Source organism: Streptomyces sp. DG1A-41, assembly GCF_037055355.1.
GTDB lineage: Bacteria > Actinomycetota > Actinomycetes > Streptomycetales > Streptomycetaceae > Streptomyces.
In genome coordinates this window covers 3,809,489-3,822,115 of record NZ_CP146350.1, presented here as the reverse complement: position 1 = coordinate 3,822,115, position 12,627 = coordinate 3,809,489, and the positions used below count along the sequence as shown (strand labels likewise).

Below are 12,627 nucleotides of genomic sequence, written 5' to 3'. Positions count from 1 at the left end.
GAGCAGGAGCCCTCCTTGGGGAGAAACCCCAGGTCAGAGCGGTAATGCTGTGCCCCCGGCAGGATTCGAACCTGCGACACCGGCTTTAGGAGAGAGGCGGGGGCGTCTTGGTGACCTGCAGCTCTGTTGGTGGAGCTACCGAGTTTCAGCGCGTCCGCTGGGCACCCGTGTTGACCGTGGCTGACCCCTGTGTCTGGCACGGTTGTGGTGGCACGCGGCGGCCCAACCCTGGGGCTGTAGGCCGCCCTTCTGATCCGTCGTGATCAGCCGCAGGACGCTTGGACGTGGCGAAGGAAGTGCGGCCACTGATGGCCGATGCTGCTGCTGTGCCGCACGTCTCGGAGACTGACCTGAAGGGTTCGCTTCAGCGGGTGAGGCGACTGCATGATCGCCTCGTTTCGTTGAGCGAGGCGGTGCAGTTCGGCGGAGGTGGGGAGTCGGTCACTTTTGGTGCTGTTGCATGACTTGTGTGCCGGGGCGAGGTTCCAGATGAGGTCCAGGTCTGGCCCCTGCCAGCCGGACAGACCGCCGAAACGTGTCATGAGGGAAAACGGGAAGACGTGGTCGACGGCGGTCTCGTCGCCGGGGCCGATCGGTTGGGTGCAGATGAGACAGCGTCCGTGCTGGAAGCCGATCAGGGCTTCGGTGACGCCGGTAACCGGGCGGCGGCGTCGCTTGTCGGTGATCTTCAGCGTCTCCAAGTCCACTGCCACTCCCTCTTCGATGAGGCTGCGGCCGATCCCTGCGGCGAAGGAGTTCTCGACGATGTTCCACCGTGCGTCCAGCTCGCCACGCAGCACGGATGTCTGCTCACTTTGGGCGATCCTGCGCAAGTCGGCAGTCAGGTGCACTATGCGCTTGCCCGATCTGCCGGTCAGATCGTAGAAGTGGTGCGCCGTCTGAGTGCCGCCTCCCAGATTGTGGAACTTCTGCATCACCATCGCCGGCATGGACTTCACGGTCGCGATCCCATGTCCGTCCTCCTCTTGTCCCGACTCAGTTGTGCCGACGTGCCTTCGACGTGGTCGCTCATGAGGTGACCGGTAGCTCCCTCGCTCGCTGACGAGCCTGGGCCCGGAGTTCCTTCAGACGCGGGTGGAAAGCGTTGTGCTGGTTCTGGTCGAGGTTGAGTGGCACATCGAGCCGCGCTATCAGCTCGGACTCCGCGGTCCATGGCTCCGGATGCTCCACCCAGCACACCCGGGCGTGCTCTGCCATCCACTGGCTGAGCACGGCTTCCCCGGCCTTGCCGAAAGTCATGCGCTTCCCGCTGCCCACACGCCGGAGCTCCAGCCCGAGCAGGCAGCCGAGCGTGAGCCGCAGCGTCGAGCCGGCCGTATTGCCCCTGAAGTGGTATCGCATACGCTTGCGAAGGTTCTGGCTACTCGTCCGCGTGGCCATGTGGCGCGGGGCGATGCCCACGTAAAGCAACTGAGCGGCAGCGAGTCCGGAGAACGGAGAGGCGTCGAAGTGCCAGCCGTACACACCTGAAACCGGCGGGACAGGGCTGGGACGCCCCAAGACCTCGCTTGCAGACCACAGACGGTCCGGATTGACAAGCACGGCAGTGTCCAAACCAGCCTCCCACAACCCATCCTGCGCGGCGCACTGCACCCTACGGGCAAGCACTGACAGAGGTGAGGCGCCAGCACGGGCACCAGGGCAAGCTCTGAGCTTGGGAAGCTTGGGTTCTCTGCGCATGGCCACCACGCTGACCTGCGGTGGACCGGTTACCAGAGAGGTACTTCAGCCCGCGACAGCACGGCCACCTCTGACTGTTCCGGGCCGCTGGTGTTCGTCGGCGTTGATGTCAGTCATGGATGTCAGGGGGTGGCGTCCCTCGCCCATTGAGGACGTCGGCGAGAGCCTGCGCCTGGCCCGGCGTGATACCGAGTGCGAGCGGCACCCGGCGGGGACTGTAGGGCGACGAACAAACCGCGATCGGGTTGTCGGCAGTCGCGGTCCAGCGGGGGCCCTCACCTGGCTCAGGCTCCCCCAGCAAGCTTGTCGCCAACTCGCGGGCTGCATCGGAAGGCACCCCGCAGTGGATCAGCGCCAGTGTCACTGTGCCGTGAGCTTCGTTGGGTATTTCCGCATCCCCGAGCATCGGAAGGAGGAGCAACAGGCGCTGTGACCTGTCGGTCAAGCCTTCACCGTGGTCCGGCGTGGATGCTGCCAGCGTGGTGAGTTCCGTCCAGGACAGCCCGGGGCCGGCATCGTCGGCGCCGCACTGGCCGAGGTAACCGAGCCGTCCCCAGTCAGGATGGCGGACGAAGAAGTCGACGTTGTTCACGTCTTCGAAGTTGGCGTACACGACGTAGGCCGTATGCCCACCAGCCAGGGAAGCGCGCAGGACAGGCCAGGGCTCTTCGGGATCGCTGAGGCGCTCCGCCATCTCCTCGTAGGCTGCTGCGTCAACCCCGTAGCGCTGTGGATCCTCGCTCGGATCACCCACAGTCAACAAGAGATGGGCGAGCCAGAAGGCGGGCTCCAGCGCGAGGTCCTCGCCAGATACCAGTTCGCAGTCCTCGAAATACTCCGGGACGTGCACAGAAACAGCCATGCGCGGAGCGTACTCGGCAGGGCCTACGTGGTCGGCGACGACTGATCGGTGCCTCCACCGCCCCTATAGAGGGACGGCCCTTATCAGGTCGATCATCGCGAGCTCTAGGCACTGGATCTTGGCCTCCATGCGGCGTGGGAGCGGTCGCTAGGGTTCGCCGTGCTACGCCTTCATCCGCCGCTGTTGGTGTCAGCCGCTGGTGTCAAACATCAGTGGCTCACTTGACGGTCGCCCTAGATAGGGAGTAGAGGCGCCGCTCAGTCGCCGTCGCCAGCACGACGAGCTCTGGTGAACGCTCCGCCCCGAACCTGAAGCGCCGCGCCGAGCACGATGAGCCCCAGAGCCACGGCGGAAAGATTCGCCGCCGCTTCGGAAGAGAAACCGAGGATTTTGGGTCCTCCGTCCAAGATGAAGCCGCCACCCATCGCTATCCACCCCCAACCAACCCTAGGCGACCGCGCATACGCTGCGGTTCCCCGGCCGTTCAAGGTCAACACGCCCAGAACTGCGAAAAAGCAGCCGGAACTAAACATGATCCACGCGGACATTGCACCCCTCCATGGGGAGGTTACTGCACGGGCGGAACGGCTTCTGTCTGTGGCTGGCGGTGTACTCGGCGGCATGAGCGTCAGCAGCCACACCGCCCCAACCCACCACTGTCCACAGCTCCCATCCCGTCCGCCGTCGACCCACACACCGTGGAGCGGGCGTGGTTCATGGCGTCCAGGTGGAGCGCGCCACTGTACGAACGACCTGGACGCGCGGAGCCGTCCACTGCCACGCCGTCATCCGCATCGACGGCCCCAGCGGCGGCGACACCCCACCGCGACGGGAGCGTCCGCCTGGAGAAGGAGACCACCGCCGCAACGGCCAAGGAAGCGCACCGAGTTCTGCGCTCGGCGCTGTCCTCGGCCTGCCGCGAGGAATTGATCACGCGTAACGTCGCCAAGCTCGTCGAGCCGCCCCGCACGGATAAGCCCGATCTGAGCCCATGGGCCCTCGACGAGACGCTCGACTTCCTCGCGGCCTCCCGCAAGGATCCGCTCTACGCGGCCTTCGTCCTCGCCATCGCCATGGGACTCCGCCGGGGAGAGATCGTAGGCCTGCGCTGGTCGGACGTCGACCTCGACAACCGCGTCCTCTACGTCCGCCACCAGGTCCAGCGCCGCCGTGGCGTCCTGTACGACGACGATCCCAAGAGCCGCCGTCGCCGCGCAGTCCCTCTGCCCGCTCTCTGCATCGCGCCCCTGCGCTGGCACCGCCTGCGGCAGGCGGACGCTCGCGCCAAGGCGGGGGAGAGGTGGCAGGAGTCGGACTACATCTTTGCCACCCGCACCGGTCGGCCTGTCGAGCCGCGCAACCTGTACCGCTCCTTCACCCGCGTCGCCCAGTACCCCGGCCTCCGTGTGATCCGGCTGCACGACGCACGCCATGGAACGGCCACCTTGCTCACGGCAGCCGGAGTCGCGCCCCGCGTGGTGATGGAGATCCTCGGGCACAGCCAGATCAGCATCACCATGGACGTCTACACCCACGTCGTACAGGACACGCAGCGCGAAGCCATGAGCCACATGGACCGGCTGCTCAGGAGACGCCCCATCCGCGGCTGACCGCCCGCGTTGATGTCAGAAGTAGATGGCAAAGGCCCCGGACCATGATCGGTCCGGGGCCTTTTGGCTGGTGCCCCCGGCAGGATTCGAACCTGCGACACCCGCTTTAGGAGAGAGGCTGGGGCATCGGGTCGGTGACCTGCCGCTTCGCGGACCGAGCTGGCGGGCACGGACGCACCCGCCAGCCACCCTTGTTGACCGCTGCTGACCCCTGTATCTGGCACGGCTGTGGCACGGCGGCTGTTCGGTTCGAAGTACCTCAGGTCAGGCTTTCGGGCGATGACATCCAAGCGAAAGCGTCGGCTGTTCGGGTAGCCAGCGATCCGCGCCGCCAAGAATCGGTTATGTCGGTCCAGCGGCCAAGGCGGGCGCTGCGCGCGCCGTGCTCTGCTGCTTGGTCATAGTAGAGAGTGAACCTATAGACCCTGCCTTCCTCGGAAATCACCTGGCCGTCCTCGTGATCGGGGCCCTCCTGCAAGAGGTCGACGACGATCGTTCGGTCCGGATCAAGTCCCTGGGCCCTCAGAAGCTCCCGCAACCGGCTCCACAGGTCGTAGTCGCTGGTCCGCAGGAGATCGGTGTACTGGACGACGATGCTTGACACCATGACCCCATGATCGGTCCGGAATGCGGCGAAGGGAAGCCGGCCGCTGAGAAGCTGGCGGTAGGCCATCAGCTTGGGAAGCTGCGAGCATTTGGCGCCTGTCCGTGCAATGACCTGGGGGAACACCCCTGGTTGCCGCCTCCTCAGGCTGGGCCGCTTTCACCGTGATTCCCCGCTGTTCCCCGCCTGATCTGGTGCGCTTGTGGTGCGGTCGGCCCGGCGCCCGGCGCCCGGCTCTGACGGACTGACCGTGCGTGCAGCCGCGTTGGCAGGCGCCTCAGAGATGGCGCTTGGACGCTCTGACCAGTCGACTGATGTCGTCGCGGGTCTTCACCCTGCGCTGGTCCAGTTCGGGCCTGCTGTCCGTCTTGGGCAGGGCTGTGACGTCCGCAAGTACGGCTTCTGCCGCCTCGCTCAAGGCATCGTCATCGGTGAGCATCTGCACCCGGAAGAGAGCTTCTTGGGCGTTGGAACGCAGGTCGTATGCGCGGACTCGCACCACGCTGGGTCCTCGTGTGGCGGTTGTGCAGGCCCTCGTCGACGGGTCCGGCGTCACGTGCCGGTGAGCTTGTCGAAGTCGGGGGCGTAGACGGTCATCCAGTGTGGGTTCAGCCGGTAGTAGACGACCTCGCGGTTCCAGTCGAAGGCGTCGTCGTCGCCGTAGAAGTCCTTCAAGTAGGCCAGGAGTTCCTGCCAGTCGGCTGTGGTCTCGGCGTCCTCGGGGTTCAGCTCCTCCACCGTGCCGTGGGTGAACACGCCGAGGCCCTCGCCGCGCATGTACGCGACGCTGGCGGCCGGACGGGCCGCGAGATGACGGGCCTTGGCGGCGTTGCGCGCCGTGCCGAAGTGCCACCGGCCGTGCAGGAAGTGCCCGTCGGCGCCGCTGATCCGCGGTTCGCCCTTTGCGGTCACCGTGGAGAGGGCAAGCGTGCACATGCCGGTGAGGACCCCGGTGAGCTGCGCCGCCGTGATGGTGCGGCCCTCGACGATCGAGCGGAGGTGTGCGGTCGAGCCGGAGAGGGAGGAGTCGAGGAGGGACTGGAGCTTGTCGAGTTCTTCCGGGGTTTCGCGCATACGTCCATCGTCGGCCGTAAACCCGACACCCTCTGTCGTCATTGATGAAGCAGCGGTGAGGTTGCTCCGCGCGGGTTACGCTCGGTGCTGCGGGGATGGCAACAGGTGGGGGACGAACGCCGGGGCATGTTCATGTGTTCGCGGTGAACAAGTGGAAGCAGTTCCGGGCGGTTTCTAGGGATTCGAACCTGCGACACCCGCTTTAGGAGTTCGATCAGTGCCCCATGTGGTGGCGGCCCCCTGTGCGTACGGGCGCCGCACATGATTGCCAGACGCCACTGCTGTCCGTGGTCGTTGATGTCAATGTTGGATGTCAGCGGAACGGCACCGGCACCGGGCAGACTTGCAGGAACGTGCCCAGCCTCACCGGACATGCCGAACGGCACACTTCCACAGCAATCGACAGGTCGGCGAAAGTGCGGTTGCGGCAGTCTGCTTGGATGCCGGAGATGACGACGAGTTCTCCTGTTCCCCGCGCAGACGGCGCCGATTCCGACCGCCTGAGGGCCCTGCTGGAACGTGCCGCCAAGGGGCGGGACAGTCAGGCCTGGAGCGACCTCTGGACGGAGCTCTACCACAACGGCTCTCTGGACGTCGCCCATCCGCTGGTGCTGCCCACGCTGGCCGACATGGCGGAGGCCGACAAAGCCGACGTGGCAGCTTCGGCCCTCCACCTGGCCGGCGCCCTGCTCGTCCAGGCCGACCAGCGCTACGAGACCCGGAATCTGCGGTACCAGTACGCGTCGGAAGTCACACGCCTACTGGGCGCTGCGAACCGGTGGAGGCAGGCCACCGCCGACCGGAACGACTACTGCTATCTGGTTGAGGCGGCCCTGAACCTGGAGGGCGACATCCACTGGGCGGAGGACTTGATCTGGGGCATCGTCAGCGAGGAATACGAGCTCGAGTGCCCGGATCCCGACGGGTGCGCGTCGCTATGGGTGATCATCGGAGAGCGGGGCTTCTTCAGTGCGGCAGAGGACTACGCCCTCTCTGATGACATCGAAACCGTTCCTCTGCATCCGGCCGACCCCCGCGCCCTGGAAGGTCTGGGCCGCCGCCTCTATGACCTCGCATTGGCTGACGGCCACGAGGAAGTCGTGCGCGCCCTGACTTATGCCTTCGGTGAGGCGACTTGCCCGGAGTGTGAGCAGCGCTTTTCCGTTGTCGGGCAGATTGCCGCCGGTTCCAGCTGAGAACCGCGCGGGGCGGTGGGGTTTGAAGCCAGGACCTCTTCGTCCCGAAGCAACTTGGCTGGGCCTCCGACCATGGGGCCGTGCGGCTCTCACCTGCTGCGATGGTCCGTAGGTATGCGTGGTTGTCCGCCGCTGTCCGTGGGCGTTGTCACGCAGTAAGACACTCACCCAAGATGCGATCCGGCGCTTAGAGATGCGGGCAGGCGTTGATGGGGCGGTCCAACAGCACCATTGTGCCTCTGTCCCGGGTTGTCGAGTGTCGCTACCATCCGCCGTCGTTGCCGTCAGGATTGCCGTCACTGCGAGCGACAGAGCCAGGGGAGTATCCGCTGCTTGTAGCACGCGAGTGGCGATTGCGATGAACCTTGTTCAGGTGATGTGCGCCCCCTCTGTGCGCTGGTTGCCACCTTGTGTGACTCGCCTGGGCGCAGCACGGTTTAGGTGGACGCTGCTCGGTGCTGTGCTGCAAAACCACCAGGGGAGGGCGGTACGTCGTGGGTTCAGCCAGTCAATGGGCACGTGAGACCTTCGGGGACATAGCTGGTGAACTGGCGGACATCATCCCGGCTTGCCTCCTCCGGGCGCATGATCGGGCCCGCACTGGGCACGAGGGTGTCCACACTCAGACGCTCGAAGCCTACGGACATGGCCTCTATGCGGTGCAATACGAGGAACTGGCCGCCGGCATCTCCGGGCTTGGGGAAGCTGTGCGCCTGCAAGGACGCACGATGATGCTCGTCCGCGGCCACCTCATCTACCCACTCCGCTATGCGAAGAAAGACGTACCCGTCACGGCTGCACGCCTCCGTCGGGCCACAGGGTTCCGAGCAGACCTGATCCGCCGCCACGGCCCTCCTCCCAGGCAACCGGCATTCGACCTGGACTGGGGAGAACTCGATGACTCCGAGGTACACCCAGACCTGGAGCTGCTTCCCGAAGACGTGCAACTCGTTCTCGTCGCCTACGCCTGCTCCATGGAGACGGGTGTCATGCGCATTGAGTGGGGTTCCGCGGAGTTGCGCCGCGAGGACCGGTACCTGATCTGGCACCGTCACGAGCCGCTGCCAACCAGAGATTGACCTGGAGCCGTAGGTAGGCGTCAACGGCGCACGAAGACCCTGGTTTCGGTCGAGTCAGTGCGCCACCCCTAGCAGGGTGCCGACCGCCAGAAGGGCAAGCGCTGCACCCGAGAAGAACATACCAAAGCGGATGTTCCTGTATTTACGAGCAACAGATGGGGCCAGCACCGAAAACTGTTGGACGTTCCGCTCCGCGTGATTCGCCGTTTGGATTAGGTTCAGAATCTCGGATTCTGTCAATTCGCCGTTGGCATGCATGTCACCGAAGTAGTACATGCGCCCCTGCTTTCCGTTGCCCGGATAGGGGTATACGGCCATACCGAGAAACACCAATGCCAGGGTTGCCAATCCGCAGCCGGACCAAAAAGTCCATTGCGCTGCGGAGTCAAACTTGATCGGATTGATTTTGGCGCTAGCAAAAGCTCCAATTAGCGCCGCAGCTGCCACCCCGAGCGCCGCAAGGAGAAGGTTTGCCTTTTGGTCTGCTTTGGCCAGTTCCTCGCGAGTCTCCGACAGGAGGGATTGGGTCAGCGGTAGGCAATCCGGCCGGGGTGAATTTCCACTAGCCACTGATACCTCGCCGAATTTGGCGACTGTTTTGATCGCGGAACTTGATCACTTCCTGGTACTTGCCATACTCCAAGCGGTGACGTTTCGTGTCCAGGTCCGGCCTTCGCCAGGAACCGGAGCAGACCTTTTCGCAGTACGAGTCCCCGCAGTTCTCACACCAGCTGCTTGTGAGGAGCAGACCCTCAGAGTCCTTCCCGGAGACCTTTTCTACATGGCGCTCCGACCATAGAGGAACAGACTCTTCGCCACATTCGCAGGAATACCATAGGTACTCGGTACGGCGAATGATGTCCGCAATGGGCTTAGTGACGATCATCTCGTGGGCGTCGGCCTGCTGTGAACACTTAGCCGCATAGTTGACAGCGCGGCCCGCCCACACCGGGGCGTGATGATCAGTGCGCGAGATTCCAATCTTTTTGCTCAAGAGGTCACTGATCGCACATCCGATCTTGAACCCAGTCTGCGGCGGGTTCATCGGCCACTTGTTCTCGAGAGCGGGTATGAGAATGCGCTGACCGAAAGTCTTAATCGTGATTCCAGCGCAAATCGCTCGCCGTTGAGAATACTTGCCAGTAAAAAGGCCAAATGCTGCATCTCCTTGCACATCGATGAAGTCGGCGCCGAAATCTGAGAGAATACGCACGGCGGGTTTGACGGCAGCGTCATAAATTGAAGCGGTTGACGCCTCCCATCGCCCATCTCGCAGAGTTGTCGAGCCAGCCAAGTCGGCGAAAACGCAGGATACCTGCGGGTACTTTCGCCACTTTGAGGCGTCGATGAAAAGGTCCGCTGTATCAATCGAGCCGTCGGTTTCAATCACCTGCGGGGTTTGTCGCAACTGTGAGGTGACATGTTCGCCGAATTCATCCATCATCTCGGATACCGGCGGTCTCTCGGTCATACTTTCCCCAATCGCTCGATATGCCAGTATGCCGACGCGACGGGCTCCGGGCTACCTACTTTCAACAACTGAGGTGTCCTAGGCCAGTCGCGCTCGCGAGGTCGGCGGAGCGGCTTTGGGCTGGAGCTGCTTTGGGGCGAGTGATCATGGCCCCGTAAGCTTCCGGCGAGTCGGGCAGTCTGTGGACCTGCCCGTTAAAGCACGACGTTGGGGCCATGATCTTAGAGGCTCGCCCCAAAGTGGCTGCCTAAAGCCGTGGAGCCGACCGCCCCAGCCACAGAGGGTGTCTCCCACTTCATGCCCGCAGCCGCCGAGCGCGCCGCCGGGCGCGGCCAGCCGGGGCGCAGACAGGAGGCAGGCCGCGCCGCAGAGGCGGCGCGCGCCCGCGCCGTGCGCGGGCCTTGAACCAGTAGAGAAAGTTGTAACTCAGTCGGTCTGCTGGGGCTTGAAAGCATGGGCGCAGGCTGGGAGTTCGGCGCCCTGTCGGTGTGCGAGCGGCAGAAAGAGCACTGGCCGGATGTCCCACGTGATGCGGACGTCTGCGTGCCTGATGGTCACTGTGCACGGCTCGGAGCGCAGGAGAGCTCTCCGGGTCTCGGCGCGTCCGTCGTACAGCCACGTCCATGCCTCGCCCGATGCGTCGGAGTCGAGCGCGGGTGAGATTGTGCGCAGGGCGATGGCGACCCATCGGTCTGCCTGGGGCGCTGAGTGCGCGTCGAACGATGCCCGGAGTGCCGGCGGTTCTGTGGTGCTGACGTCCTCGGTCCAGCATTCGCACCAGTAGCCGTGAGTTGGCCCGTTCACGAGGTCGGTCCCGTCGGGTAGGCCACGAGGACGTAGCGGGTGTTCTCGTCGTACAGGGTGAGTTGGTAGCCCGTGCCTGCCGTCATGTAGGCAAGGGCTCGTTCGTGTTCCGCTTCGTCCGTCAGCCAGTGCAGTCCGGGCTGTGCGTATGCGGCGTCGAGTTGGTCGGTGATGTGGCGGGTGCGCTCCTGTAACCAGCGCAGGGCCAGGCGCGGGCTCGTGGTGTCGTATCTCCCCATGGGGATGGCTCGGGCCTGGTTCGAGGGGTAGGCGGCGGCTCGGCACTGGTAGGGGAGACGTCGGCTGTCTGTGTGCGGTGCTTCGGGACGAGGAGACGTCAGCACGGGCGTCCCCTTGTCGGGCGGGGCTCGGTGAAAAGTTCCGCGGTGACCGTGTAGCCGCTGTGGCTGTCGTGGACTACGACACGGTGTGCGATCGCGCTGACCATGCCCAGGCCCCGGCCGTGCTCGGCCTGGTCGTCCTGGTGCTCGACCTTCGGAGCGGTACCGGTGCCTCCCTCGTCGGTGACCGACAGGGCGACCACCTGCGGGGACACCGCGAGTGCCAGATGGAAGCTGCCGGACTGAGTGCCGCTGGCGGTGTGGAGGATCGCGTTCGCGCTCAGCTCGCTCACGATCAGTTCGGCGTCGTCGGCCAGGGGAGATCCGCGCAGGATGTCCCGCGTCCAGCGGCGGGCCCGGCTGACCTCTTCCGGGAAACCTGGGCAAGACAGTCCCCAGACCCGGGCTGTACTCGTATACTCGTGCATACAAGTTCCTTCGTGCTGGTAGGCCGCCATGTGCAGCGGGTTCGGGCTAGACGAGTTTCACGCCGTCGTGGGCGCGTATGGCCGGCGGGGACGCCGCGTCGAGTGCGTCAAGGACGCGGATCGCGTAGGCCTCGTCGGCGAGTTCGATGACCTCTTCGCGGGTGGCCCAGCGCAGTGCGCGGGTCTCGTACCCGGTGGTGGGTGTGCCGTCGGCTGCCTGGCAGCGGAAGACCATGGAGACGATCAGGCCCGTCATGTTCTTGTAGACGCCGGTCAGGGTCGCAGGAAGCTCGATCTTGATGCCGGTCTCTTCGTGAACTTCACGCTGGAGGGCCTCAGGGATGGTTTCCTCACGTTCGAGGACGCCGCCCGGGGGCTCCCAGTGACCGTTGTCGCGGCGCTTGATCAGCAGGGCCCGGCCTTGGTCATCGACGATGACCCCGGCGACGCTCACGGAGTGCGGGCGTTCTGTGCTCACGTTCCTCGGCCCTCTCGGCTGGCTAGGCTCTCCACCGTAGCAACAACACTCGCCCACTCGTCTAGATACCTAAAGGAGTACGCGTGACGTCTCTACCGAGCATTCTCGGCGGCCTCGACCCGACCAGTGATCGTGCGGTCTTCCGGCAGATCGCCGATCAGCTGCGCGAGGCCATCGACCGTGGGCGATTCAAGGAGGGGGAGAAGCTGCCTTCTGAAGCTGAGCTGGTCGAGCACTACGGCGTTTCCCGGATGACGGTCCGCAACTCCTTCTCGGTGCTCCAGGGTGAGGGCCTGGTGCACGCCGAGCACGGCAAGGGCGTCTTCGTCCGGCCCCGGCCCCCGGTGCGGCGGCTCGCCTCGGACCGGTTCGCCCGGCGCCACCGTGAGCAGGGCAAATCCGCGTTCATCGTGGAGGCCGACGCCGCCGGCAGTCACCCGAAGGTGGACAGTCTGGAGGTCAAGGAGGAGAAGGCCAGCCAGGACATCTCCACCCGCCTCGGCTCCGTGCGGCGCGTGCTCGCCCGGCGTCGCCGGTACCTGCTCGACGGCCGACCGGTCGAGTTCGCCACGTCATACCTCCCGCTCGACATCGCCCGCGGAACACAGATCGCCGAACCCAACCCGGGCCCCGGCGGTATTTACGCCCGGCTTGAGGAGCTGGGCCACCAGCTCGACCACTTCGAGGAGGAGATCAGGGCCCGGATGCCCTCGCCGTCCGAGGTCAAGACGCTGCAACTGGCGTCCGGTGTACCGGTGATCCACCTGATCCGTACCGCTTTCGATACTGCGGGGCGGGCCGTGGAGGTCTGTGACACGGTCATGGCGGCGGACGCCTACGTCCTCTCCTATCAGCTTCCGGCAACCTGATCGGCGGTGCGCGAGGCCAGTTCCCCGGACTCGTACACCTCAACACGCATACTCGTATAGACGAGTGGGCAAGTGGTGTGGCAGAGTGGTCGACGTTCCCGGCGTCACCG

15 protein-coding genes and 1 pseudogene are annotated in these 12,627 nt (G+C 64.9%); 4 read left to right on the top strand and 12 right to left on the bottom strand.

The window, feature by feature from the left end; genetic code table 11:
* Positions 1-263 precede the first annotated feature (263 nt).
* The 3 genes from V8690_RS17615 to V8690_RS17605 form a co-directional block, all read right to left on the bottom strand.
* Positions 264-950, bottom strand: coding sequence for a hypothetical protein (locus tag V8690_RS17615; protein WP_338779979.1), 687 nt, complete (start codon positions 948-950; stop codon positions 264-266).
* A gap of 79 nt (positions 951-1,029) precedes the next feature.
* Positions 1,030-1,485: a GIY-YIG nuclease family protein gene (locus tag V8690_RS17610; RefSeq protein ID WP_338779978.1), complete on the bottom strand. Its 456-nt coding sequence runs from the start codon at positions 1,483-1,485 to the stop codon at positions 1,030-1,032.
* A 325-nt stretch (positions 1,486-1,810) separates the two neighbouring features.
* On the bottom strand, positions 1,811-2,563 hold the full coding sequence (locus tag V8690_RS17605; protein WP_338779976.1) for a hypothetical protein: 753 nt from the start codon (positions 2,561-2,563) through the stop codon (positions 1,811-1,813).
* Positions 2,564-3,399: 836 nt separating this feature from the next.
* Between V8690_RS17605 and V8690_RS17600 the strand changes: the two are divergent.
* Positions 3,400-4,173 (top strand): annotated as a pseudogene (locus V8690_RS17600) (site-specific integrase); the annotation flags it as partial.
* Between the two features lie 259 nt (positions 4,174-4,432).
* Here the strand turns inward: V8690_RS17600 and V8690_RS17595 are convergent.
* From V8690_RS17595 to V8690_RS17585, 3 genes are all read right to left on the bottom strand, one after another.
* Positions 4,433-4,903 (bottom strand): hypothetical protein, encoded by a 471-nt coding sequence (locus V8690_RS17595; RefSeq protein ID WP_338779974.1) that lies wholly within the window; start codon positions 4,901-4,903, stop codon positions 4,433-4,435.
* Positions 4,904-5,054: 151 nt separating this feature from the next.
* On the bottom strand, positions 5,055-5,276 hold the full coding sequence (locus V8690_RS17590) for a hypothetical protein (RefSeq protein ID WP_338779972.1): 222 nt from the start codon (positions 5,274-5,276) through the stop codon (positions 5,055-5,057).
* A gap of 53 nt (positions 5,277-5,329) precedes the next feature.
* Positions 5,330-5,851 carry a pyridoxamine 5'-phosphate oxidase family protein gene (locus V8690_RS17585; protein ID WP_338779970.1) on the bottom strand — a complete coding sequence of 174 codons (522 nt, stop codon included), beginning with the start codon at positions 5,849-5,851 and terminating at the stop codon, positions 5,330-5,332.
* Between the two features lie 440 nt (positions 5,852-6,291).
* Between V8690_RS17585 and V8690_RS17580 the strand changes: the two genes are divergently transcribed.
* Both V8690_RS17580 and V8690_RS17575 read left to right on the top strand, forming a co-directional pair.
* Positions 6,292-7,047, top strand: coding sequence for a hypothetical protein (locus V8690_RS17580; protein ID WP_338779969.1), 756 nt, complete (start codon positions 6,292-6,294; stop codon positions 7,045-7,047).
* A gap of 494 nt (positions 7,048-7,541) precedes the next feature.
* Positions 7,542-8,126 (top strand): hypothetical protein, encoded by a 585-nt coding sequence (locus V8690_RS17575; protein ID WP_338779967.1) that lies wholly within the window; start codon positions 7,542-7,544, stop codon positions 8,124-8,126.
* A gap of 54 nt (positions 8,127-8,180) precedes the next feature.
* On the opposite strand, the gene V8690_RS17570 is transcribed toward V8690_RS17575, so the two are convergent.
* The 6 genes from V8690_RS17570 to V8690_RS17545 form a co-directional block, all read right to left on the bottom strand.
* A complete protein-coding gene (locus tag V8690_RS17570; protein ID WP_338779966.1) occupies positions 8,181-8,573 on the bottom strand; it encodes a Pycsar system effector family protein in 393 nt (130 codons plus the stop codon).
* Between the two features lie 115 nt (positions 8,574-8,688).
* Positions 8,689-9,597, bottom strand: a complete 909-nt coding sequence (locus V8690_RS17565) for a hypothetical protein (RefSeq protein WP_338779965.1) — start codon at positions 9,595-9,597, stop codon at positions 8,689-8,691.
* A gap of 426 nt (positions 9,598-10,023) precedes the next feature.
* Positions 10,024-10,401 (bottom strand): hypothetical protein, encoded by a 378-nt coding sequence (locus V8690_RS17560; protein WP_338779962.1) that lies wholly within the window; start codon positions 10,399-10,401, stop codon positions 10,024-10,026.
* The gene (locus V8690_RS17555; RefSeq protein ID WP_338779961.1) at positions 10,398-10,640 is read right to left on the bottom strand and encodes a hypothetical protein; all 243 of its coding nucleotides are present in this window, start codon (positions 10,638-10,640) and stop codon (positions 10,398-10,400) included. Before V8690_RS17555 ends, V8690_RS17560 begins: the two co-directional genes overlap by 4 nt.
* 98 nt (positions 10,641-10,738) lie before the next feature.
* Positions 10,739-11,170, bottom strand: coding sequence for an ATP-binding protein (locus V8690_RS17550; RefSeq protein WP_338779960.1), 432 nt, complete (start codon positions 11,168-11,170; stop codon positions 10,739-10,741).
* 46 nt (positions 11,171-11,216) lie between these two features.
* Positions 11,217-11,624 (bottom strand): NUDIX hydrolase, encoded by a 408-nt coding sequence (locus V8690_RS17545; RefSeq protein WP_338785387.1) that lies wholly within the window; start codon positions 11,622-11,624, stop codon positions 11,217-11,219.
* 107 nt (positions 11,625-11,731) lie between these two features.
* Here V8690_RS17545 and V8690_RS17540 point away from each other — a divergent pair, with 107 nt between their 5' ends.
* On the top strand, positions 11,732-12,517 hold the full coding sequence (locus V8690_RS17540) for a GntR family transcriptional regulator (RefSeq protein ID WP_338779958.1): 786 nt from the start codon (positions 11,732-11,734) through the stop codon (positions 12,515-12,517).
* The last annotated feature ends 110 nt before the right edge of the window (positions 12,518-12,627 follow it).